Below are 24,128 nucleotides of genomic sequence, written 5' to 3' on the forward strand. Positions count from 1 at the left end.
ATCAATCAGGCAGGGAGAATGTAAAATCTCCCTGTCCCTGACCCTCTTTGTCTCTTGATCTCTTTGTCAACGAATACAAAAACAAATTTATAATCAATAATACGATGGTAAAAGCATGGAAAGAAAAGGTGGTTATACCTACTTATGAAGTAGGCAAACCGGAGAAGAATCCAATATTCTTGGAGAAACGCGTATATCAAGGCAGTAGCGGGGTGGTCTATCCTTATCCTGTGATTGAATCGATGTCTGATGAGAAAGTGGATAAGGAATACAATGCTATTTTTATCGAAAACGAATACATTAAGGTCATGATTCTGCCCGAACTGGGCGGACGTGTACAAATGGCATACGATAAAATTAGAGAACGTCATTTCATTTATTATAATCATGTGATAAAGCCTGCTTTGGTAGGGCTTGCCGGACCGTGGATTTCAGGCGGCATTGAGTTTAACTGGCCTCAACATCACCGCCCCAGCACCTACATGCCTGTAGATACGACTATTGAGGAAAATGCTGACGGAAGTGTCACGGTATGGGTGAATGAAATGGAACGTATGTTTCATCAGAAAGGAATGGCAGGTTTTACGCTTCGTCCGGGACATGCTTTTCTTGAAATCAAGGGAGTACTTTACAATCGTACTGAAGTACCGCAGACCTTCCTGTGGTGGGCAAACCCTGCCGTAGCGGTGAACGACTACTATCAGAGCGTATTCCCGCCCGATATCAATGCCGTTTTCGACCATGGAAAGCGTGCCGTATCCAGTTTCCCCATCGCAACGGGTACTTACTACAAGATGGATTATTCTGCCGGAGTAGATATCTCGAACTATAAGAATATCAAGGTTCCTACTTCCTATATGGCTGTCAACTCCCGCTTTAACTTTGAGGGTGGATATGAGAATGATACTCGTGCCGGCATGCTTCATGTAGCGAACCACCACATTTCTCCGGGCAAGAAACAGTGGACGTGGGGAAACGGCGACTTTGGCCGCGCATGGGACCGCAACCTGACGGACGAAGACGGGCCGTACATTGAACTGATGGCAGGTGTCTATACCGAAAATCAACCGGACTTTACCTGGCTCCAACCTTACGAAGAAAAGAGCTTCGTTCAATATTTCCTGCCTTACCGGGAATTGGGAGTGGTGAAGAATGCCAGCAGGGATTTGCTGATGAATATTGAACCGGAAGGGGAGGACAGCGTTCGCTTCAAGATATTTGCTACTTCGCGCCAAACGGTAAATGTTGTCTTGAAAGGTGAAGACGGGAAAATATATTATAGCAAGGAAGTGACTATCACTCCGGAAGAATTGCTGGATGAAACGGTAAATGTGAATGGTGAGAAGCTCGACAAACTGATTCTTGAAATCACGGCAAACGGAAGGGAATTACTTTATTGGCATGCAGAACCGGAAGAAGTGAAACCTATTCCCGACGCTGCTGAAGCAGCCCTGCTCCCGGAAGAAATAAAGACTACTGAACAGCTTTATCTGACCGGCTTACACTTGGAACAGTACAGACACGCCACATACAATCCCGTAGAATACTACGAAGAAGCATTGCGCCGTGATCCGATTGATGTGCGTAATAACAATGCGCTTGGTCTATGGTATATCCGTAAAGGCCGTTTCCATAAAGCGGAGCAATACTTGCTTACAGCCGTAAAGACCTTACAGAAACGTAATCCGAATCCATACGACGGAGAACCGATCTATAATCTCGGTCTTGCCTTGAAATACCAGAGACGATACAATGAGGCTTACGACCGTTTCTATAAATCTTGTTGGAATGCCGCCTGGCAGGATGCGGGATACTTTGCCTGCGCGCAGATTTCTACCATGCAAAGTCGTTTGGAAGATGCCTTAGACGAAATAGACCGTTCGCTTATCCGCAACTGGCATAATCATAAAGCTCGCGCTCTGAAAACTGCTATTCTCCGCCGGATGGGCAGAACCGAAGAAGCCCTGCAACTGATTGAAGACTCATTGGCTATTGATAAATTCAACTTTGGCTGTCGTTATGAGAAGTATCTGATAACGAACGTAGTCGACGAATTGTCTGTCATGAAAGAGATGATGCGTGGAGAACCTCACAACTATGATGAAATAGCTCTTGACTATTGTGCCGCAGGTTGTTGGCAGGAAGCTGCTTCCTTATGGAATATAGCCATTGCCGAAGGTATTGTTACACCAATGACTTACTATTATCTGGGCTGGTGTCTGCACCAGGGGGGACTTTCCGGAGTGAAACAGGCATTTGCCGATGCAGTCAAAGCTTGCCCCGATTACTGTTTTCCCAACCGTTTGGAAGCAATTCTTGCTTTGCAATGTGCCATGGTACAGAATCCGGACGATGCAAGAGCTCCTTACTATTTGGGTAATCTGTATTACGACAAGCGCCAGTACGACCTGGCTATGGAAGCATGGGAAACTTCCGCAAGACTGGACGGTAGCTTTCCGACCGTATGGCGTAACCTGGCTTTGGCATTCTTCAACAAGAAAAATGAGGAAGCGAAAGCCATCGAATGTATGGAACGTGCTTTCCGCCTTGACACAACCGATGCACGTATCTTGATGGAACTCGATCAACTTTACAAGCGTGTCCGTCGTTCGCACAAAGAGCGCCTAGCTTTCCTGCAACAATATCCTGAACTTATTAAGCAGCGTGATGACCTGATACTGGAAGAAATCACCTTGTTGAATCAGACAGGAGAGTACGAAAAGGCGAAAACGGTATTGGATGCACATAACTTCCATCCCTGGGAGGGTGGCGAAGGAAAAGTGCCTGCCCAATATCAACTGGCTCGTGTGGAATTGGCAAAGAAAGCATTAACTGCCGGTGAGAATAAAGAAGCAATATCATTATTGGAAGAATGTCTGGAATATCCGCATCATCTTGGTGAAGGCAAATTGTATGGTGCACAGGAGAATGATTTTTATTACTTCCTGGGTTGTGCTTACGAAGGATTGGGACAACATGACAAGGCTGTGGAATGTTGGGAACAGGCAATCATCGGACCTACCGAACCGGCTGCCGCCATGTACTACAATGATGCGAAACCTGATAAAATATTCTATCAAGGTCTGGCATTATTGAAACTCGGGCGTATGGATGAGGCTAACGGCCGCTTTCATAAATTGACTTCTTATGGAGAAAAACACTTGTTTGACAAGATTAAAATGGATTATTTTGCAGTGTCACTACCCGACTTATTGATTTGGGAGGATGACTTGACGATAAGAAACGTAATTCACTGCAAATATATGATGGCATTAGGATATTGGGGACTGAACCGGAAAGAGAAATCCCTCCGGTTATTAAGTGAGGTCGAAAGATTGGACATTAATCATCAGGGTATTCAGGCTTTCAGAAGCCTGATAGGATAGGACAACTTAGTGACGGTGTTTATTTTAAAGCATCGTCACAAGTTTATTTTTATATAAACCTTAAATAGCAATGACATGAGAAATATTAAAAACGGTTTAATCATGAAAATTACAGGCTTTATTGCAATTAGCTTTTCCATTGTGTGCAGTACGGCTGCTTGTTCGGACGATCCGGTAGCAGTCGCTAACCCCGAACCTGCTGTTACAGTGGTGAAAGTACCTAACGGAAGTTTTGAAGAAGACGCTGCCGAAACAGCTTCTCCTAAAGGCTGGACAGTAAGCGGGGACTATTCTGCCGCGAAAGTGGTACAAGGGGGATGTGAAGGCAATTATGCTTTACAGTATGGAGCAACCTCGGCGTATACGGTATCTACCCGTCAGACTGTCAACGGTCTGGAAGATGGTATTTATGACCTTGAATTTTATTATAAAAGTACCGGAGGACAAATATCCTGTTATGTGGCAGCCGGCACTGATACTAAGAAAATGACTTCATTACAAGCATCTCCTTCTACCTGGGTTCGCTCTTATGTACGCGGGATAAAAGTGGAAGGCGGTAAATGTGATATTGAAATCCACAGCGAATCGGCTGAAGCAAACTGGAGTCGCTTTGACGGACTGCGTTTGAAGAAAACAGAAAAGGAATTTAATCTGCTGAAAGGCGGTGATATCTCGCAACTGACTTACGTAGAGCAGATGGGTGGCAAATTCTATGAAAACGGAGAAGAAAAAGACTGTATCGAAATATTGAAGAATAATGGTTTCAACATTGTCCGTCTCCGTCTGTACAATGACCCGGGAAATCCGGACTATTCTCCTTCCAACCGTTTGCCCGCAGGTATTTCAGGGCCGGAAGATGTTTTGCGGCTGGCAAAAAGAGCCAAACAAGCCGGTATGCAGATACAGTTGACTTTCCATTATAGTGATTACTGGACAAATGGAGAAGACCAGAACAAACCTCATGAATGGGAAGGGCTCGACTTTGATGGACTGAAAAAAGCACTCTACGATTTTACCTTTGATTTCATGAATAAGATGAAAGCACAGGGGACGACTCCCGAATTTGTCTCGTTGGGTAATGAAGTACAAGCCGGCATGTTATATCCGGATGGAAGTTGTGACAATTTTGCGCAGCTTTCCGAACTATTCAATACAGGTTATGATGCGGTGAAAGCTGTATCACCGGATTCAAAGGTCATTATTCACTCGGCAGGTGCCGGAGATAAAGACTTGTATAACTGGTATTATGGTGAACTGAAAAAAAGAAATACGAAATATGATATAATCGGTACTTCTTATTATCCTTTCTGGACGAAAAATACGGCAGCACAAATGCGTGAATGGGCGGATTATATCACAGCTAAATTTGATAAGGATATTTTAATTATGGAAACTGGATATAGCTGGGACAAGACTTTGCCTGACGGAACTCAGGGGCAACTGTCGGACAACGGGCCGTATTTGGATTTTTCCCCGCTTGGACAGAAAAACTTCATGCTTGAACAAATAAAAGAAATAAAGCAAGCGAAAGACTGCCGCATACTTGGTTTTCTTTATTGGGATCCTATCTTTATCGAAGTGGAAGGCATGGGATGGGAACTGGGTGCCAAGAATTATGTAAGCAATACCACCTTGTTTGGTTATGAAGGAAATAGATTGGAAGTATTGGATGCATTCAAATATAACAACTAAAAGGAAGATACCATGAAGAATATTTTAAGTAGATTCGGAAAAATCAGTTTGTTGCTGGCACTTATATATTTTGTTGTCGGTTGCGATGATGATAAGGAAGATGTGGCTCCCGGTCTTTATGTAATGAGTGATGAGATAGAGACGTTTCCCGGTGACACCGTTTTGGTATCAGGAACCGCATCTAATTATGTAGGATTGGAAAGCGTCACGTTAAGTTGTGAACAATGGGGGATTCATAAAGTATATGAACTGGGCGGGCAGAAGCCCAAAGTCTTTAATTATGATTATCGGCTCATTGTACCGAAAAACGCTAGTTTTGAAGAATATTTATTGATTACTATCCGTGACGTAGACGGTCGGGAAAGCAAGAAAAATGTGCTGCTGACTTATGTCGCTGATATGGAGAGTCCGATTATGCAAACCCAACTTCCGTCGCGGATAGCAGTAGATTTCGATGCAGCCGCAAATAAAGGAAGTTGGAGTCTGAATGTGAAGTTCACCGATGATCGCGAGTTGAAAGATATTCGTCTTCAAATCCCCAGTATGCAAATAGATGAGACGGTAAAAGTAACCGGGCGTAATGGAGAATTGAAACGTACTATTGATTTTACTACGGGAGAATTTCCTGTCACTTTGACTATAACGGATGCCGGAGGCAATGAAACTGTTGTCATTACTACGGTTGTTGTTATGTTGGCAGAGAAGGAAGAACCATTTGAAGATTACCCTGTAATGTGGGTGGTTAATGCTTCGGAGAAAGCTGACGACTACCTTGACGGCTACTATGCACCGATGACCCGCAAGGGAGAATACCAATATGAAGGAAAAATTTATGCTGACAAGGCGAACTTCCAAATCTATTTTACGGCTGAGAAAACGATGGACGGTGACCTTTTCGGTGTAAGTCCTTACGTTAATTCAAAACTGATGAATAATAATGATTATGTGGTACCTGTTACGGTGGCTGAGTCAGGCTATTATGGTGTTTGGATTGATTTGCAGGCACATACTTATAGCATGTGGAAACTGGAACCTTCAGCGACAACCTATACAGGATCGCTCACCGTGTCCGGCTGTGGCTTCAGTGATTTTGCCGATTGGGGTACGCCTGCTACAGAGATGGCGCGCAATGGATATCGTTATACCTCTACCTTGCACCAAATCGGCAGTTATTCAAGTACGCGCCAATACTATGCAGCCCGTGTGTCCGACTGGGGATATGTTCTCCGCTATTGGGGCGATGCGACCGGATGCGGCTGGTGGGAAGATACTACAAGCGCAGGTGGCAGTGTGGCAAGCTATGCAAGCGACTATGACGGTGCAGTGCAAATCACCTTCGATACAGCTATTCTTTGGGCTACAATCAAGAAAGTAACAGAATAAAAAGAGAACAACTATGAAAACAATATATTCAATATGTGCGAGGACAGGATTCTTTTTTACCTTCCTGTTGTTGGCTATTTCACTGATGGCACAAAATATCCAAGTGAAGGGACTGGTGAAAGACCCGGCTGGTGAAGCTATTATTGGTGCGAGTGTAGTCGTGAAAGGTACTACCAATGGCTCCATTACCGATTTGGACGGTAAGTTCAGCCTGTCTGACGTACCCTCGGGAGCAACGATTACCGTTTCGTATATCGGTTACATTTCTCAAGAGAAGAAAGCGTCCGCTACACCGATGGAGTTTATACTGAAAGAAGACACTAAAACATTGGATGAGATTGTAGTAGTCGGCTATGGTACGACTAAAAAGAGCAGTATCTCCGGTGCGGTGGCTTCCGTAAAAGCCGATGAATTGCCAACGGCTGCATCAGCTTCAGTAGGTTCCATGTTGCGTGGACGTTCGTCAGGAATGAATATCACACAAAACAGTGCCAATCCGGGCGGTTCGATGAATATCTCTATTCGTGGTGGGCTTTCGGGACAAAGTCCGTTGATTGTAATTGACGGTGTGCCGCAGTTGTCAACAAAAACAGTGACAGCAGGAACAGCATATAGTGGTGGCGAGAAAGACAATGCTCTGATTAATCTCAATCCTAATGATATCGAGACAATTGATATTCTGAAAGATGCTTCCGCGGCGGCTATTTACGGTTCGGATGCTTCGGGCGGTGTGATTCTGATTACTACCAAACGAGGAAAAACAGGTAAGCCCGACATCTCTTATTCCGGTTCGGTTGCTTTCCAGTATATTAAGGATGCGCCGGATTTCCTGAATGCGCGTGATTTTATGATTGAACAGAATAAAGTGTTTGATGAACTGGGACGTGGGGATGAAAAGAAATATACTGATGGGCAGATTGCTAATTTCGTAGGCGACGGAACAGACTGGATGGATGAAGTAACCCGTGTAGGCGTCGTTAATGAACATAATCTTTCGGTTTCTGCCGGTACGGACGCCACTAAATACTTGTTCTCATTGAGTTATTATGACCACCAGGGAATTGCCAAAAATAATTCGATGAACCGTATTACCGGACGTTTGAATGTTGACCAGACTATCAACCGTATGTTGAAAGCCGGTATTAATTCCACTTTCTCACAGATAAAGTATCACGATGTACCGTTGGGTGATGCCCGAAATGATAATTCAGCGTTGATATACTCGGCTATGACATTTATTCCTACCGTACCGGTGCGTGATGAAGAGGGTAAATATTCCGTAAATCCGATTCGTGATGTCTACCCGAATCCGGTTTCGTTATTGGATATTACCGACCAGACAGTGAGCCGCGACCTTTTTGTCAGTGGTTATCTGGAATTCCGACCAATCAAAGATTTGCTGATAAAAGCTACTGTCGGTTTCGATATGAAAGATGTGCAGGCCGACCAATACATTCCCACCACGACCAAAAAGGGATATAGTGTGGACGGTCAGGCTTCCAAGCAAAATGCGAAATCGCAAATGAACCTGTTCAATGTGATTGCCAATTACACGAAAGTGTTCAATGAAATACATGACGTGAACCTGATGGCTGGTTTTGAATATAAGAAGTCGTCTTGGGAAGGGATGGGTATCGTCGCTTCACAATTCCCATACGACGGCTCTTTGATGAACAATATCGGGACAAGTGAGCAGGAAAAACCGACTATCAGCTCATATAAGGGAGCTAGTGAAATGGCTTCATTCCTTGCACGTTTGAATTATTCGCTGGCATCCAAATATATCTTGACTGTGAATCTCCGCGTAGACGGTTCGTCCAACTTCTCAAAGGAGCATCAATGGGGCGCTTTCCCGGGAGTATCGGCAGCCTGGCGTATGAATGAAGAAAACTGGCTGAAGAATATCGGTTGGTTGAGCAACCTGAAACTCCGCGCAGGTGTGGGGCAAACCGGTAATGCGGGCAACCTCACCGGTATCAATACCTATTATAAAGTTTCACAAGGCGCATTTGCACCTAACGGAAGCTTGGTAAACGGTATGGCTATCTCCAAACTGGGCAATGATAAATTGAAATGGGAGACACTGACCGACTATAACTTCGGTATTGATTTCGGTTTCTTCAACAACCGTTTGTCCGGGTCTGTCGACCTCTACCAACGTCTGCGTAAGGATGTCATTCTGGAGAAAAATTTGATGTCCTATCAGGAAGTGAAGACGATAGATTACAATTCGGCGACAGTTTACCGTGCCCGTGGTATAGATATCGGTATCCACAGTGTAAATTTCGACAATAAGAACTTTGGCTGGACTACTGACATCAATTTCTCCTATTACCGCAATCACACAACGAAACGTGATCCGGACTTCATTCCTGCTGTCTATCAGGACTATGTGGAAAGATGGGACAACATCTACGGATACAGGACGAATGGCCTGATTCAGATGGATCGGACTTACAACCATCTCCAGAAATCTGGTGCCGGAGCTATTCTGTATCAGGATTTGAATGGTTACCAACTGGATGAGAAAGGCGAAAAGATGCGGGATAGTGAAGGGCGTTATATCCGGACAACGGGAGAAGATGGCGTGCTCGATGAAGCCGACATGGTGGTACTGGCAAATAGTACCCCGATTCCTTTCAGTATCAACAATACTTTCCGTTGGAAAAACTGGGATGCCAACATTTACTTGTATGGCTCTCTGAACGGATGGAAGGTGAACGACATCAAGTTGCAGTCCATTTATGGAATTGAAGACATTACGTATGGCGTCAATGTCTTGGATGAGGTAAAGAACCGCTGGTCGCCTGCCAATCCTATGGGTACATTGCCGGGTGTGGCGGAGGCTTCTTCGGGCGTTGACCCCAAGAAGAGTGACTTCTTCCTTGAGAAGGCTTGGTATCTGCGTTTGGATAATGTGTCAATCGGTTATACTTTCCCCGCCCAATGGTTCAAGAATAAGATTCGTTCAGTCAGGCTGTATGCCGCGGGGCGCAATCTGGCCGTATTTACTCCTTATAAGGGAATGGATCCTGAAACCGGAAACGGTATCGGAGCTTATCCGAATCAGTCTTCATTTGCTATTGGTCTGGATGTGAAATTCTAATATATACTGGGTATGAAAACAATGAAATATATAGCAACAGCCTTGATGCTGTTATCAATGACTTCCTGTGAACTGGAACGTTTGGACTATACCGAAATCTCTCCGGAAAACTTCTTTAAGACGGAGACTGACTTGAAACTGGCGGTAAATTCGCTCTACTATGATTTTAACCCCGGTGATTTCAAAGCTGTTTATTCAGCGGATTATATGGGATATCAAGTAATAGGTGATATGACGACTGATGTGCTTTGGTGTTGTTGGGCGTGGGAGTCGGATGAACTTTATTTCCAGCAGTGGTATGCTACTGTGGGAGGTAGTATTCAGAATCATGCTTATTCGAATTTCGAGCGTTATAATTTTCTTTCGAAAGCACGTAATACCATTCGTCGTATTGAAAACTCTCCGGTGAGTGAAGATGCAAAAGCGCTTTATTCAGGTGAAGCGAAGGCTTTGCGCGGATGGATGGGGCTTTACCTTTATGATATGTTCGGTCCTGTGCCGGTGGCTTCGGATGAGGTGTTAGACGACCCGCAGACTTTTGTCTATCTTCCCCGTCTGACGGAAGAAGAATATGACGCGATGATGGAAACGGACTTGCGCGATGCAATCCGTGATTTGCCCGAAGTGGCGGAGGCACGCGGACGTATGACGAAAGGGGCGGCACGTATGATTCTGTTGAAATATTACATGATAAAAGGCTACTTTGATAAAGCGGAAACTTTAGCCCGCGAATTGTTGGAGATGGAAGGACGTGTGTATAGCCTGCAACCTGATTATAACTATATCTTCTCCAAAGAGGGAATAGGTAACAATGAAGTGATTCTGCAACTGGCTTGCAACAATACCGCCAGTTGGTACTCCAACTACATGACTGCCGAAGTGCTTCCCGCCGATTATCCTTGGGCTGAAAAGGCAACCGGTTGGGGTGGCTATGTAATGCCTTGGGATTTTTATGACACATTTGAAGAAGGCGATTTGCGTCTGAAAAACGTAGTGACTGCTTATACGAATAAAAATGGAGAAAAGATAGACCGCTCAAATAGCAGTCAGTTGGCAAAGGGTGCACTACCCTTGAAATACGGTATGGATCCGGATATGAAAGACGGGCAAAGCGGCATTGACGTGGTTATCTATCGTTACGCTGATGTGCTGTTGACACTTGCCGAGTGTATCAACCGTAATGAGGGCAGTCCTACAACGGAAGCCATTGGTTTGGTAAACCGTGTACGCAAGCGTGCCGGATTGTCGGAACTGGATGACGCTCAAACAGCTTCCGGTGAAGCCTTCAATGAAGCCATCCTTCTGGAACGCGGTCATGAGTTCTATCTCGAAGGGCTTCGCCGTCAAGATTTGATTCGCTTTGGAAAGTATGTGGAATATGCCAATAACCGCATTGATGCCATTAATAAATCCGAAGGACGCGGCTACTTCAATGTACACGAAGGACACAACCGTTTCTGGATTCCGCAGAGTTTCATTGATGAGTCCAAAGGGGCTATCAAGCAAAATAATTATGATAGATAGTAAATAGTAGTAAGTAGATAAACCATGAAATATATATTCTTATATATCCTTGCCTGCCTGTTTACGGTAAATGCGGTAGCGCAAAGTATCAGACCGACTGTTGCGGTCTTGGGCGATTCATATTCTACCTTTGAGAAGTATATACCGGACACCAATAAAACGTATTACACAACTACCGATTGGTCTAAGACAGGGGTAGTGAATGTGAAACAGACGTGGTGGTGGCAGGTCATCAAGAAAGCCGGTTTCAAGTTGGGAGCAAACGACTCCTATAGCGGGGCTACTGTATCCTATTCGGGATATAATGACGAGGACTATGCCGACCGTTCATTTATTACAAGGGTTCCCCGTTTGGGGAATCCTGATATCATCCTCATCTTCGGTGGAATCAATGACAATTGGGCAAACACTCCTATCGGTGAGTACAAATATGAAGATTTCAAGCGTGCCGATCTGTATACCTATCGTCCTGCATTGGCTAAATTGATAGAGTTGGCTCAAGAGCATTATCCCAATGTGACGCTTTACTTTATCATCAGTGATGACTTGAAAACGGAGATTGTGGAATCGACCAAGGTTGTTTGCGAACATTACGGAATAAAATACGTACAACTGCAAGGAATCGAGAAAGAAAGCGGGCATCCTACTGTAAAAGGAATGGAAACAATTGCGAATCAAGTATTGACTCTGATTAAATAAGAATTACATCATTAAAAACACATATTATGAAGAAGAAAATTTATGCAGCTTTAGCGTTTGCTCTATATGCAACCACTTTTCATGCACAGCAGATTTATGAGCTTTCCGCTCCGGTGAAAGAGAAGACTATATATACGGGACACCTCAAGATGGGGGGCAGTAACCCATCGGGTGGAAATATTTCCGTAAACAGCTATTATATGTCTATCGACGGAAAGCCTGTGATACCTGTTATGGGAGAGTTCCATTTTACCCGTTATCCCCGTGCACAGTGGGAACAGGAGATTGTAAAGATGAAAGCCGGTGGGGTGAATGTATTGCCAACCTATATTTTCTGGGGATTACATGAGGAAGAGGAAGGCAAGTTCTGCTGGAGCGGCAATAAAGACCTACGCCATTTCATAGAACTTTGCAAGAAGCATGACATGCCGGTCATCGTACGTATCGGCCCTTTCTGTCACGGTGAAATACGTAACGGCTCCATACCCGACTGGCTTTTCGCCCGTCCGGTGGATGTACGCAGCAATCAGCCTCTATACCTCTCTTATGTAAAAAGACTTTATGGAGAGATAGGCCGGCAACTGCAAGGATTGTATTATAAGGATGGCGGTCCGATCATCGGCTGCCAGTTGGAAAATGAGATGCAGCATTCTGCATCTCCTTGGGGAGTGAATTATCCCGGTGAACCGTTGGATTTTACTGTGGCAAGTTATGACATTGACTATGCTATGATTGGCGTAAGTGTAATGGATAAGAAAGTCACTACCGCCGAACTTGGGGAGGAACACATGCGTACCCTTAAAAGAATGGCACAGGAAGAAGGTATTATCACTCCGTTCTATACAGCCACCGGCTGGGGAAACGCAGCTGTTATTGACAATGAAGCAATTCCTGTGACATCTGCCTACACCTATCCTTTCTGGGAAGAACCGAGAATGTCGCCTTTCTGTATGTTCAAAGATATACACCGTGTGCCTGATTATGCTCCGGTGCGTTATGACGCGGAACGATTCCCTTCGTTCTGTGCGGAAATGGGTGCAGGTATACAGATGATTTACCGGCGCAGGCCTATCGTTACGGCACGTGCAGCACAGGTGTTGATGATTCGTACGCTCGGTAGCGGAAGCAACGGCATCGGATACTATATGTATCATGGAGGAAGCACTCCGCTACGTCAGGATAATATAGGAAGTTATCAGGACGAACCGATGGGGATGCCCAAAATCTCCTATGATTTCCAGGCTCCTCTTGGTGAATTCGGATTGGAACATCCGTCTTATCGTTACCTGCGCACCATCCATTCGTTTCTTGCTGATTTCGGCAGTAATCTTGCTCCCATGGAAACCGTATTACCGGAAGGTTGGGACAAGATGACTCCTGACAATCGGGACGATTTGCGTTACGCTGCCCGGATGAAAGACGACAGCGGATTTATTTTCATGATAAACTTTCAGGATCATGACACATTGCGGCATGATATGGACGGTTTGCAATTGCAACTGAATCTTCGGAATGAAACACTGTGCATACCTGAACAGGGAACTTTTACATTGCCGAAAGATGAAAGCATGATTCTGCCATTCAACTTGATGCTCGGAAGTGCCAGACTCCGTTATGCTACAGCACAACCTCTGATGAAAATCAATGATAACGGTATCGACCACTATATTTTCTTTGCCCCGGAAGGTATGAAACCGGAGTATTGTTTTGATGCCCGCACCGTCAAAGGTAAGGTTAAATACGCTGTCACAAGCGGTCTGAAAAGTACTATTACTGTCACACCCCGCAACGGTAAGAAAATAAAGATTACGACACTGAATCATGAACAGGCACTCAATGCCATCAAGGTGGATGGGCAACTATTGATAACGACAGCTACCGTATTACCGACGGCAGAAGGTATCACCCTGCAACAACTTGGAAATAACGCTTTTGATTATATCTTGTATCCTTCGGCAAAAGGATGGCAATCACAAACAGTACAGGTTCAGCCTGTCAGCCCCGAATGTCGTGTAGAGAAGATAACCACCCGTCGTATTACCGTAGCTTTCAGTGATACCGTTCACGCGCCGCAAGTGAATGAATACTTCATGAAGATAGATTACACGGGTGATGTGGCAATGGCCTTCCTCGGTGGAAAGATGGTACAGGATGAATTCTGGCATGCCCAACCATGGATGATTGGTCTTAATCGTCATAAAGAGATGATGAGTAAAGAAGCTATGTCGTTCTATTTCCGTCCTTTACGTTCGGATGCTACTTGTCTGCAAGATTTGCCCCAGTCTGCTATTCCTGATTTTAAAGGAAATAACCAGATGCTTGAAATTAAGAACGTGGAGATTATTCCTCAATATCAAGTGGAGATAAATAAATAGTTCACGTGAATCAGTAGTTGAATGTAAATCGAAACCGAACTTTCAACTACTGATTCGTATCTAATCATGAAAATCAAAAAAAATGTGCAGCGATATGCCAGATTGTAGAACGGAGTACTTGGCAACAAGAAATAAGCAGTTTCTCTGCATGACAATCTTTTTTCTTTTCTTGTCTCTTTCTGTCAAGTCACAAACAGTAAGTGTTGCTGATTTCTTGGGTGATCGTCAAGCCGCAGTGAGCCTTACTTTTGACGATGGTATCCAGGAACATTATACTTTAGTAGCCCCTCATTTGAATCGGTATGCACTTCGGGGCACGTTCGGGATAAATGGTAAATATATGTGCGATATTGATGACCATTTTGCCCCTCGACTCACTTGGGAAGAATGTAGGCGCATGGTGGCTGACGGTCACGAGATATGTAACCATTCATGGAGTCATCCTAACTTGACGGCAATTGACAGGCATACTCTCTTGCTGGAAATTAGAAAGAATGACTCCATTATCAAGGCCGAGACAGGAGTAAACCCCACAAGCATCCTTTACCCTTTCAATGCAACGACACCTCAGGTGAGAGCTGTCTGCGAGGAAGAGAAGGTAGGGGCACGCATTGAACAGTTCGGACTCGGACAACGGAATTCAGGTTGCACTGCGGCATCAATAGATACTTGGTTACGTCAACTTATTAATGACAGGCGGTGGGGTGTGACCATGACTCACGGGATTTATACAGCATGGGACCAGTGGGATGAACCGTGGGTTCTATGGAATTTCTTCCGTGAACTTGCTTTCAAGAAAGACTCGGTATGGGTTGACACTTTCTCGAACATACAAGCTTATGTGAAAGAACGGAATGCCGTCACTCTGACAACCCGTTGGTGTAATAATACCCTTATAATTACTCCCGCCTTGGGTCTGGACTGTAAAGTATTCCGTATGCCACTCACCTTGAAGATTACCGGAATGGAAAAGAATCGATGCATGAAAGCTGTTCAGGACGGCAAAAACCTTCAAGTATCATATCGGGGGGATTATCTTACTATTGACATCAATCCTTATGGATCACCGGTCGCAGTGAGTTATATGAAGGAAAAAACGCTTGAAGGAAAAACGATGTGCGTTATTGGAGATAGTTATGTGTATAACCATGGTTGTCCGGTTTCAGAGACTTGGCATTATAAACTGGCAACAAAGCATGGCATGAAGTATCAGAATCTCGGACAAAACGGCAACAGTATCGCATTCGAGCGTGACAGTATATATGGCGCACCATTATATAAGCGATATAGTATTATTCCGGAAAACGCTGACTATATACTCATCATTGCCGGTCATAATGATGCATATTTGGTAAACGGAGATATTGACCGGCAAAAAGTGTTGCGCCAACGTTTGGATGAACTGCTGAAAGGGTTGAAAAGGAAGTATTCCGGTGCCAAAATTGGTTGGGTCACTCCCTGGAATGTAGCGTATGAAGGATTTCCGGCGACAATAAACATCATAGAGGAAATGTGCCGTAAAAATGACGTCAAAGTTTTAAATGCCGCATATACTAGTGGTATCAATCCCAATGACCCGGTTTTTCGGTCACGCTATTTTCAAGGGAAAGATGACAATGCTCATCTTAATAATGCCGGTCATAATCTGTTAATGCATTGGGGAGAACAATTTGTAATGGGTTTGTAGCCCTGAAATTAGTATCATAATCATAAATATCATGAGGAAAAGCTTATTTACATTATTAATAATTCTTCTCGGCACAATGGGATATTGTACCGAGAAGGTCTATATGGACAAACAAGGTGTAATACGTTGGACGGAAAGCCGTGAGGAAGTAGCCTTGTTCGGTGCCAATTATTGCCTGCCTTCCGCGTGCGATTTTCGTGCGGCAGATTATGTGGGCGGTGAACGCAAGCAAATGATTGTGGAAGACCTGGAACATTTCAAGCGAATGAACTGGGACGGATTACGTCTCTGCTTTTGGGGAGACTATCAGAATACGGATCGTGAGGGTAATCTGCAAGAGAACGAACATCTCCATCTGTTGGACTATCTGATTGCCGAAGCGGATAAACGGGATATTTATATGTTGCTTAGCCCTATCGTGACCTATAATTCACAATGGCCGGAAATGAGTGATACGACAAATACCGGTCTGGCCAAATATTATCCTAAAAATACACTTATACACGACGAGGAAGCTATTCGTGCACAGGAAAATTACATGAAGCAACTGCTCAATCATCGTAATCCTTACACTGGTCGCTGCCTGAAGGATGAGCCGAACATATTGTTTGTCGAGCTAATCAACGAACCTACCCAATTTCCGGAAGACATTCCAGGTATGGTGCGTTATATCAACCGGATGTGCAAGGCAATCCGGAGTACCGGTTGTAAGAAGTTGACTTTCTATAATGTCAGCCAAGACTTCTGTGTGGCTCCTGCTATTCGGAAATCGGATATACAAGGTTCTACTCATGCCTGGTATCCGAGTGCGTTGAATAACAATTATTCCATTGAAGGAAACGGCTTGTTGTTCGTAGACCGTTACGAGCAGATGTTTCATCCCGATTTATGCGGAAAAGCAAAAATCGTTTATGAATTTGACGTAACGGATATGGCTTCCGGTTTTATGTTCCCGGCTATGGCGCGTGAGTTCCGTAGGGGCGGTATCCAGTTTGCTGCCATCTTTTCTTATGATATGCTGCGTACAGCTCCGATGAATTTAGGCTGGCAGACTCATTTTTTCAATATGGTCTTTACTCCTTCAAAGGCGGTAAGCAGTATGATTGCCGCTGAAGTGATGCGTCGTATCCCACGTGGCAAACACTTCGGGTATTATCCGGATAACAAGACTTTCGGCGATTTCCGGGTGAGTTACGATGAACAGTTGAGTGAATTGAACTCCGGAGATATGTTCTATTATTCAAATACTACGTCTACCCGTCCCAAAAATCCGGCAACATTGAAGCATATTGCCGGGGTTGGCTCTTCTCCGGTAGTCCGTTATTCGGGAACAGGTATTTATTTTCTTGACAAACAGGATGATAATACCTGGCAACTGGAAATCTACCCTGATATAATGGATATAGATGATCCTTATAAAATGCTGAATAAACACAGGGTGTCAAGAAAATCGGCGTACAATGAACGGAACATTCAAATACAGCTTCCCGGTTTGGAAACTGAAATGGTTGTATTGCCCGGAAAATATCTGCTGTCAGACGGAAAGATAGTTAGCAGGGAAGAACTTCCTGCCAAAGATTTCTATCAGACTCCGATGAAAGAGTGGAAAATAGCCAATCATACCTGCTCGGAGTTTACTGCTGATAAGGAAGTGACATTCCGGTGTGAAGTGTTCGGCCCCAAACGTCCTCAACAGGTAGATGTTTATCTGATGTTGAAGCCCTGGGGATGCAAGCGTATACCGATGACGGCGGAAGACGGTTTCTTATACACGGCGAAAGCCGATATAAGCTGGCTTGCTAAGGGGGATTATGAGTATCATTTCGGCATAGATACGGGAGATGATACAATCTTGTTTCCGGAAAAGACATATTGCACTCCTGAACGGTGGGACTATTATGAACAAGCTACTTACGCTATGCGTCTGATAAACGAAACAACTCCTTTGTCTCTTTTAGGACCACAGGACAATTGGAAGCATATCCGTCGTACACGCACGTTTAGGAGCCCCGAATCACAATTCAGTTCGGTAGTATCAGGACCGGAATTGCTGCCTGCCTTTCAGCTTTCTGTTCCTGATTTGGAGAAAAAGGAAGATTATATAGCTCCTTGTGATGTGACTTTTTCCCATTATATAGGTGATCGGATAACTTGTCGGAGTAAAAGTAAGACGGCTCCTGCCTATATTCGTATTCGCGCTTATGGATTGAACAATACTGATAAAGCCATTTGCAATTTTGTCGATAAAGAGGGAAGAGGATATGGTGCTGCGTTTGATTTGAAAGCTGACGCATCGGATATCCTGATTCCGGTATCCGACCTTGTACCGACTAAGGCGGCTATGTTACCGCAGGATTGGCCGGGAGTGAATCCTTATTGGTATCCGGCTTCTGCACAAGAGAATAATGGTATTGCGTTGGATTGGAAGATTATCGACTTTGTTCAAGTTTCACTTCGAGAGGAATTGTACAATATCGGAAATCAGAAGAATAAGGGAGTTGTTGTAGAAAGGATTGATTTATTATTTCAGTGATAGTTGACTGATATCTGAATGATATGCTTGTCATTGCTTCATATTTACCATAATAGTTAATTATTTAAGGTTCATTTTTAGGGGTGAAATTAGACTTTTCCAGTAAATGGATGATTCTCAATGATTATTATAAAACTTCCAATTAAAGTCTATCACAATAGGATAAATTGATTATATTTGTGGCGAGAATAAGCTAACGAAATAACGTTTAATAATTAATACTTAAAAAAATGGCTTTAGAAATTACAGACAGCAACTATAAAGAGGTTCTTGCAGAAGGAAAACCGGTTGTTGTAGATTTTTGGGCTCCTTGGTGTGGCCCTTGTAAGATGGTGGCTCCTATCATTGAAGAATTGGCTGCGGAGTTTGAAGGACAAGTAATCATCGGTAAGTGCGATGTAGACGAAAATGGTGATATGGCTGCCGAATATGGTATCCGTAATATTCCTACTGTATTGTTTTTCAAGAACGGTGAAATAGTAGACAAACAGGTAGGTGCAGTTGCTAAACCTGTATTTGCGGAAAAAGTAAAGAAGCTTTTATAGTCGATAATACTTATCACTTAATACTAAAAAAAATGGGACTGGAAGACGATTTTTTATTAGCAGATGCCGATGATGAAAAGACCATCGAGTTTATCAAAAACTATCTGCCTCAAGAACTGAAGGAAAAGTTCTCGGACGACGAATTGTATTATTTTCTCGATTTAATCGACGAGTACTACTCTGAAAGTGGCATTCTCGACGCTCAACCCGATGAAGATGGTTATGTCAACATCGATTTGGAAGAGGTTGTGGCTTACATTGTAAAAGAAGCCAAAAAGGATGAAGTAGGAGAATATGATCCTGAAGAAGTCCTCTTTGTGGTTCAGGGAGAGATGGAATACGGAAACTCTCTGGGACAAGTGGACTAAACGACGTCCGGTCTCATTGCAGATAAAATTAAGATAAGGGGTGTGCTCTGTGAGTATACCCCTTTTTTGTGCGGTGTTTTTTCTCAAACATTCTTATGCCTATGAGAAAAAGTTCTCACTGCGATGAGAAAAAATACTCATTGCAATGAGAATTAATTCTCACTATGGTGAGAATAATCCCTTGCCTGAATAGCCTGAAACAGCGTATTCTGGTTATATTTCCTCCAATGCATAATACTGATAATCGCGAAGTACAGTCTGAAGAAATTTTTCCTGATTACCGTCACGAGGAGTAACGGAAAGCAATTCCTGTACTTTCTTAGCAAGTGCCGTGACACGTCTTGCCCGGTCTTTCTCGCTGGATTCCAGTGTTCGGGTAATTACATTCACTTGTTCGAGTGATAAATCAGCCGATTGTGGATATACCGGATGATAATTCTGGGTAAGATAATCGAATTCATCCAAGCTAACATGAATCTTACGGTAGTTTTTCTCTTTAATCACCATCGTACCGGCAGCAAGATCTCCTAGCCGTTGATTATTTTTATTCAATAAAATGACCAGAAGTCCCAGGCCGCTTGTGATAGGACCATCAATTGGGAAAAGAATCCATCGTAACAGATAAGATCCTATGCTGGGAGTGGAACCGTCCACTTTTACAACACGGATATTGATGAGTTTCTTTCCAAAACTCTGTCCGTGATTGAACATCTCGCAAAGAAAAGAATAACCGAGAATAGGCAAATAAACGATGCACAGAAAAAAGAATAAACTGAATCCTGACGGTATACTTAATTTAGACAAGAGTGTAATAGTAGACAAGATGTAAAGCCCGATCAGAAAATAATCGATGATTAAAGCCATTAGTCGTTCGCCGATACTGGCTGGCGTTTGGCTGATACGAACGAATTGTCCGGTTATTATCGTAGATTCTGCCATTTCAGGTTAAACATTTTTAGGATTCCGTTGCAAATATATCATAATTCTCTTATTTTTGCTTCCGGTTTCGGACAAAACTTATCCGAAATCTATTGAAAAGCATGAAAGAAGTAACGTTTATTCGTCGGAACATTGAAAAATGGAAGGAGACAGAGAAGGTTGTGGAGCAGGCGGCAAGTCTGTCTCCCGATCAACTGGCCGATGCATATACGGACTTGACAGCTGACCTGGCATTTGCTCAAACACATTTCCCGACTTCCCGTATTACTATTTATTTGAATAATCTGGCTTCGGCGTTACATAACGAGATTTACCGGAATAAACGAGAGAAGTGGACACGCATTATAACCTTTTGGACACAGGAAGTGCCACGAACCATGCACGATGCACGCCGCGAATTACTGACTTCCTTTCTGATTTTTGTAGCCAGTGCATTAATCGGTGTATTATCAGCAGCGAATGATCCGGATTTTGTCCGGCTGATATTAGGAAACGGTTATGTAGATATGACACTCGACAATATAGCCAATGGTGAGCCGATGGCCGTGTATAACGGCTCTTCTGAAGTACCGATGTTTCTAGGCATTACGCTTAATAACGTGATGGTATCTTTCAACTGTTTTGCCATGGGATTGCTGACCAGTTTCGGTACAGGATATATGCTTCTTTCCAATGGCATCATGGTGGGAGCTTTTCAAACATTCTTTTATCAGCACGATTTGTTATGGGAGTCCAGTCTTGCTATCTGGCTACACGGGACGCTTGAGATTTGGGCGATCATCGTGGCCGGCGCCGCCGGATTAGCTTTAGGCAACGGTTGGTTGTTTCCCGGCACGTATTCACGATTGGAATCTTTCAGAAGAGGAGCGAAGCGAGGCTTGAAAATAGTGATCGGCACTGTTCCGGTATTTATTATGGCAGGCTTTATAGAAGGTTTTATTACCCGTCACACAGAACTTCCCGATATGTTGAGGCTCGGTGTGATACTCACTTCTCTGGCATTTATTATATTCTACTATATTTATTTACCAAATAGAAAAAAACATGGAATCACAGAAACCTAAGATTGCGATGTATGTGAAACGTCCTTTCGGTGAGAAGTTGAACGCTTCTTTTGATTTTATAAAAGAGAATTGGAAACAATTGTTTAAGTATTCAACTTATCTGATACTTCCTATATGCTTAATTCAGGCTGCTAACTTTAGTGGTTTAATGGGAAGTATGACAGATCTTAGTGCCATGCAGACTTCAGGAGGAATAGGTGAGAATCCGTTGGCTGCCCTGGGACCCTCATTTGCATTGAATTATGCGGGAGTAATCTTCTTCTTATGCTTGGGAGGTTTGCTGTTGACTTCCCTGATTTATGCGATGGTGCGATTGTACAATGAACGGGAAGAACGCCTGAACGGAATTGTATTTGGCGATATAAAACCGTTGCTGCTCCGTAATGTCAAGAGGCTGTTTCTGATGGGGATTGCTTGTGGCTTCTTGTTCCTCTTTGCGGTGATCCTTGTTGTTCTATTGGCTGTGTTAACACCTTTCACACTCATTCTGACCATTCCGCTTTTATTCGCATTTATGATACCTTTGGTATTAATGTCTCCCATCTACTTATTTGAAGACATTTCGTTGAGCGAGGCATTTGCAAAGACATTCCGGTTGGGATTCGCAACCTGGGGTGGAATTTTTCTGATATTAATTGTAATGGGACTCATTGCCAGCGTATTGCAGACAATTGTTTCTATACCATGGTATGTAATCTATATTGTGAAAATGATCTTTACTATGAGTGACGGAGGTGCAACCTCTTCATCGGTCGGACTGAACTTCGCACAATATTTGTTCTCTATCCTGATGTTGTATGGTTCTTACTTGTCGGCTATATTTAGTATTGTCGGTCTGGTTTATCAGTACGGTCATGCATCGGAAGTGGTAGACAGCATAACGGTAGAAAGTGATATTGATAATTTTGACAAACTTTAAAACAGACCTCAACTAAATGAATCTCACTTCCCCGGCTGATACATTAGTCTGTGATACGGCGCAGATTGCCCTCTGGCAGTCTGATCCGGCATATAACTATAACCGTGAACTGATTACTCCGGAGATGAATATCTTTGAGTGGATCAGCAGACAGTTTGGGGAATTGATGCGTAAGATATTCGGCAGTCGTTTTGCTGAAGAGTATTCAGGGCTTATCCTGATATGTATTGCCATTCTTATTTTGCTATTGATTGTTTGGTTCCTCTATCGGAAACGTCCCGAATTGTTTATGGTCTCTCGTAAGAATGCATTGCCTTATACGATTGAAGAGGATACAATTTATGGTGTGGATTTTCCGGGAGGTATTACAGAGGCACTTTCCCGTCAGGATTACCGGGAAGCAATACGTTTGCTTTATTTGCAAACTTTGAAACAGCTTAGTGACGCAGAACGTATTGACTGGCAACTTTATAAAACACCTACCCAATATATCAATGAAGTACGGATGCCGGCTTTCCGGCAACTGACCAATCATTTCCTGCGGGTGCGTTATGGTAACTTTGAGGCGACGGAAGAACTCTTCCGAACCATGCAGTCTCTACAGGGAGAAATAGAGAAAGGAGGCGTCTCATGAAAGGAAGTCGCTGGTTCATTATCTTTATTGTCGCCTTTCTATTCATCATGTTTGCAATAGAATATCATTTGCCGAAGAACTTTGTGTGGAAGCCCACTTTCGGACATTATGATGAGCAACCTTTCGGATGCGCGATATTCGATAGTCTGTTATCTTCTTCTTTGCCACAGGGCTACACCTTTTCGAAAAAAAGTCTCTATCAGTTGGAGCAGGAAGATACGACGCAGCGCAGAGGGATATTGGTAATCTCTGATAATTTGCGATTGTCGGACGTCGATGTAAACGCTCTGTTGAAAATGGCGGAACGCGGAGATAAGATCATGTTGGTGAGTACCTTGTTCGGCAGATATTTGGAAGATACCTTGCAGTTCAGGTCTTACTATTCTTACTTCAGTCCGATGGCTTTGAAGAAATATGCAACTTCATTTTTGAAAAAAGATAGCTTGCATTGGATAGGAGATTCGACGGTTTATCCCCGTCAGACTTTCTATTTTTATCCCCAGTTATGCTCCTCTTATTTTTGGGGAGATTCACTTCCGGAAAGGGTGTTGGCACAAAGAGTTTTTGAGTCGAATGAGTTCCGGTATGAAACAGAGGTGGACTCGTTGACAACGGATAGTCTTGTTTATATGCCTGTAGCGATGTCCCGTCGGTGGGGGAAAGGAGAAGTTATTTTAGTTTCCACTCCTTTGATTTTTACCAATTACGGAATGTTGGATGGCAAAAATGCAACCTATATCTTCCGTTTGTTGTCGCAGATGGGGAAGCTTCCTATCGTTCGCACGGAGGGGTACATGAAAGAAACTGCACAGGTGCAGCAATCACCTTTCCGTTATTTTCTGGCACATGAACCGCTTCGTTGGGCTTTGTATCTTACGATGATTACCATCCTGCTCTTTATGATATTCACAGCGAAGAGGCGGCAACGGGTGATCCCTGTTATTCACGAGCCGGCCAATAAATCTCTTGAATTTACCGAACTGATAGGCACGCTTTACTTTCAGAAGAAAGACCATGCGGATTTAGTTCGCAAGAAGTTTTCCTATTTAGCCGAAGAACTTCGGAGAGAGATTCAGGTGGATATTGAGGAAGTGGCCGACGATGAACGCTCTTTCCACCGGATTGCCCGGAAAACCGGAATGGATGCCGGAGAGATTGCTAAATTTATCCGCGAAGTCAGACCTGTGATTTACGGAGGACGTGTTATTGATGCGGAGCAGATGAAGGTATATATCGATAAAATGAATGAAATAATCAATCATATCTAAAGAAGA

At 43.6% G+C, this 24,128-nt stretch carries 16 protein-coding genes; 15 read left to right on the forward strand and 1 reads right to left on the reverse strand.

The features are described 5' to 3' along the window. Nucleotides 1-104: 104 nt before the first annotated feature. The 11 genes from BSCG_RS03520 (at nucleotide 105) to BSCG_RS03470 (ending at nucleotide 19,298) form a co-directional block, all read left to right on the forward strand. Nucleotides 105-3,386 carry a DUF5107 domain-containing protein gene (locus tag BSCG_RS03520; RefSeq protein ID WP_008777249.1) on the forward strand — a complete coding sequence of 1,094 codons (3,282 nt, stop codon included), beginning with the start codon at nucleotides 105-107 and terminating at the stop codon, nucleotides 3,384-3,386. 75 nt (nucleotides 3,387-3,461) lie between these two features. Then, on the forward strand, nucleotides 3,462-5,078 hold the full coding sequence (locus BSCG_RS03515) for an arabinogalactan endo-beta-1,4-galactanase (RefSeq protein ID WP_008777250.1): 1,617 nt from the start codon (nucleotides 3,462-3,464) through the stop codon (nucleotides 5,076-5,078). Nucleotides 5,079-5,090: 12 nt separating this feature from the next. Further along, on the forward strand, nucleotides 5,091-6,461 hold the full coding sequence (locus BSCG_RS03510; RefSeq protein ID WP_004307931.1) for a hypothetical protein: 1,371 nt from the start codon (nucleotides 5,091-5,093) through the stop codon (nucleotides 6,459-6,461). 13 nt (nucleotides 6,462-6,474) lie between these two features. Beyond that, nucleotides 6,475-9,567 carry a SusC/RagA family TonB-linked outer membrane protein gene (locus tag BSCG_RS03505; protein WP_008777251.1) on the forward strand — a complete coding sequence of 1,031 codons (3,093 nt, stop codon included), beginning with the start codon at nucleotides 6,475-6,477 and terminating at the stop codon, nucleotides 9,565-9,567. Nucleotides 9,568-9,579: 12 nt separating this feature from the next. Next, nucleotides 9,580-11,091, forward strand: coding sequence for a RagB/SusD family nutrient uptake outer membrane protein (locus BSCG_RS03500; RefSeq protein WP_004307933.1), 1,512 nt, complete (start codon nucleotides 9,580-9,582; stop codon nucleotides 11,089-11,091). Between the two features lie 24 nt (nucleotides 11,092-11,115). Next, the gene (locus tag BSCG_RS03495; protein WP_004307934.1) at nucleotides 11,116-11,790 is read left to right on the forward strand and encodes an SGNH/GDSL hydrolase family protein; all 675 of its coding nucleotides are present in this window, start codon (nucleotides 11,116-11,118) and stop codon (nucleotides 11,788-11,790) included. A 26-nt stretch (nucleotides 11,791-11,816) separates the two neighbouring features. Then, complete coding sequence (locus tag BSCG_RS03490; protein ID WP_004307935.1) at nucleotides 11,817-14,165, forward strand: beta-galactosidase; 2,349 nt, start codon at nucleotides 11,817-11,819, stop codon at nucleotides 14,163-14,165. Between the two features lie 148 nt (nucleotides 14,166-14,313). Beyond that, the gene (locus BSCG_RS28380; RefSeq protein WP_050428070.1) at nucleotides 14,314-15,852 is read left to right on the forward strand and encodes a polysaccharide deacetylase family protein; all 1,539 of its coding nucleotides are present in this window, start codon (nucleotides 14,314-14,316) and stop codon (nucleotides 15,850-15,852) included. A gap of 31 nt (nucleotides 15,853-15,883) precedes the next feature. Further along, nucleotides 15,884-18,385, forward strand: coding sequence for a hypothetical protein (locus BSCG_RS03480; protein WP_008777254.1), 2,502 nt, complete (start codon nucleotides 15,884-15,886; stop codon nucleotides 18,383-18,385). 230 nt (nucleotides 18,386-18,615) lie between these two features. Then, nucleotides 18,616-18,930, forward strand: a complete 315-nt coding sequence (gene trxA / locus BSCG_RS03475; protein ID WP_004307938.1) for a thioredoxin — start codon at nucleotides 18,616-18,618, stop codon at nucleotides 18,928-18,930. Nucleotides 18,931-18,962: 32 nt separating this feature from the next. Then, nucleotides 18,963-19,298 carry a hypothetical protein gene (locus BSCG_RS03470; RefSeq protein ID WP_004307939.1) on the forward strand — a complete coding sequence of 112 codons (336 nt, stop codon included), beginning with the start codon at nucleotides 18,963-18,965 and terminating at the stop codon, nucleotides 19,296-19,298. Nucleotides 19,299-19,511: 213 nt separating this feature from the next. On the opposite strand, the gene BSCG_RS03465 is transcribed toward BSCG_RS03470, so the two are convergent. Further along, entirely contained in the window at nucleotides 19,512-20,237 is a 726-nt protein-coding gene (locus tag BSCG_RS03465) for an RDD family protein (protein ID WP_004299251.1), read from the reverse strand. A gap of 101 nt (nucleotides 20,238-20,338) precedes the next feature. Between BSCG_RS03465 and BSCG_RS03460 the strand changes: the two genes are divergently transcribed. From BSCG_RS03460 to BSCG_RS03445, 4 genes are read left to right on the forward strand one after another with little or no spacing between them, the layout of a single operon-like run. After that, nucleotides 20,339-21,301 (forward strand): stage II sporulation protein M, encoded by a 963-nt coding sequence (locus BSCG_RS03460; protein ID WP_008777255.1) that lies wholly within the window; start codon nucleotides 20,339-20,341, stop codon nucleotides 21,299-21,301. Continuing rightward, nucleotides 21,282-22,220, forward strand: coding sequence for a hypothetical protein (locus BSCG_RS03455; RefSeq protein ID WP_004299254.1), 939 nt, complete (start codon nucleotides 21,282-21,284; stop codon nucleotides 22,218-22,220). Before BSCG_RS03460 ends, BSCG_RS03455 begins: the two co-directional genes overlap by 20 nt. Nucleotides 22,221-22,236: 16 nt before the next feature. After that, a complete protein-coding gene (locus BSCG_RS03450) occupies nucleotides 22,237-22,854 on the forward strand; it encodes a DUF4129 domain-containing protein (RefSeq protein WP_008777256.1) in 618 nt (205 codons plus the stop codon). Next, nucleotides 22,851-24,122, forward strand: coding sequence for a DUF4350 domain-containing protein (locus tag BSCG_RS03445; protein ID WP_008777257.1), 1,272 nt, complete (start codon nucleotides 22,851-22,853; stop codon nucleotides 24,120-24,122). Before BSCG_RS03450 ends, BSCG_RS03445 begins: the two co-directional genes overlap by 4 nt. Nucleotides 24,123-24,128 lie beyond the last annotated feature (6 nt).

It is taken from the genome of Bacteroides sp. 2_2_4, from assembly GCF_000157055.1.
GTDB lineage: Bacteria > Bacteroidota > Bacteroidia > Bacteroidales > Bacteroidaceae > Bacteroides > Bacteroides ovatus.

What these genes read in the sequence shown, in the direction of transcription:
- BSCG_RS03490 (WP_004307935.1), top strand. Translation starts at nt 11,817, where the DNA reads ATGAAGAAGAAAATTTATGCAGCTTTAGCGTTTGCTCTATATGCAACC.
- BSCG_RS03505 (WP_008777251.1), top strand. Translation starts at nt 6,475, where the DNA reads ATGAAAACAATATATTCAATATGTGCGAGGACAGGATTCTTTTTTACC.
- BSCG_RS03445 (WP_008777257.1), top strand. Translation starts at nt 22,851, where the DNA reads ATGAAAGGAAGTCGCTGGTTCATTATCTTTATTGTCGCCTTTCTATTC.
- BSCG_RS28380 (WP_050428070.1), top strand. Translation starts at nt 14,314, where the DNA reads ATGACAATCTTTTTTCTTTTCTTGTCTCTTTCTGTCAAGTCACAAACA.
- BSCG_RS03450 (WP_008777256.1), top strand. Translation starts at nt 22,237, where the DNA reads ATGAATCTCACTTCCCCGGCTGATACATTAGTCTGTGATACGGCGCAG.
- BSCG_RS03480 (WP_008777254.1), top strand. Translation starts at nt 15,884, where the DNA reads ATGAGGAAAAGCTTATTTACATTATTAATAATTCTTCTCGGCACAATG.
- trxA (WP_004307938.1), top strand. Translation starts at nt 18,616, where the DNA reads ATGGCTTTAGAAATTACAGACAGCAACTATAAAGAGGTTCTTGCAGAA.
- BSCG_RS03500 (WP_004307933.1), top strand. Translation starts at nt 9,580, where the DNA reads ATGAAAACAATGAAATATATAGCAACAGCCTTGATGCTGTTATCAATG.
- BSCG_RS03520 (WP_008777249.1), top strand. Translation starts at nt 105, where the DNA reads ATGGTAAAAGCATGGAAAGAAAAGGTGGTTATACCTACTTATGAAGTA.
- BSCG_RS03460 (WP_008777255.1), top strand. Translation starts at nt 20,339, where the DNA reads ATGAAAGAAGTAACGTTTATTCGTCGGAACATTGAAAAATGGAAGGAG.
- BSCG_RS03495 (WP_004307934.1), top strand. Translation starts at nt 11,116, where the DNA reads ATGAAATATATATTCTTATATATCCTTGCCTGCCTGTTTACGGTAAAT.
- BSCG_RS03455 (WP_004299254.1), top strand. Translation starts at nt 21,282, where the DNA reads ATGGAATCACAGAAACCTAAGATTGCGATGTATGTGAAACGTCCTTTC.
- BSCG_RS03470 (WP_004307939.1), top strand. Translation starts at nt 18,963, where the DNA reads ATGGGACTGGAAGACGATTTTTTATTAGCAGATGCCGATGATGAAAAG.
- BSCG_RS03465 (WP_004299251.1), bottom strand. Translation starts at nt 20,237, where the DNA reads ATGGCAGAATCTACGATAATAACCGGACAATTCGTTCGTATCAGCCAA.
- BSCG_RS03510 (WP_004307931.1), top strand. Translation starts at nt 5,091, where the DNA reads ATGAAGAATATTTTAAGTAGATTCGGAAAAATCAGTTTGTTGCTGGCA.
- BSCG_RS03515 (WP_008777250.1), top strand. Translation starts at nt 3,462, where the DNA reads ATGAGAAATATTAAAAACGGTTTAATCATGAAAATTACAGGCTTTATT.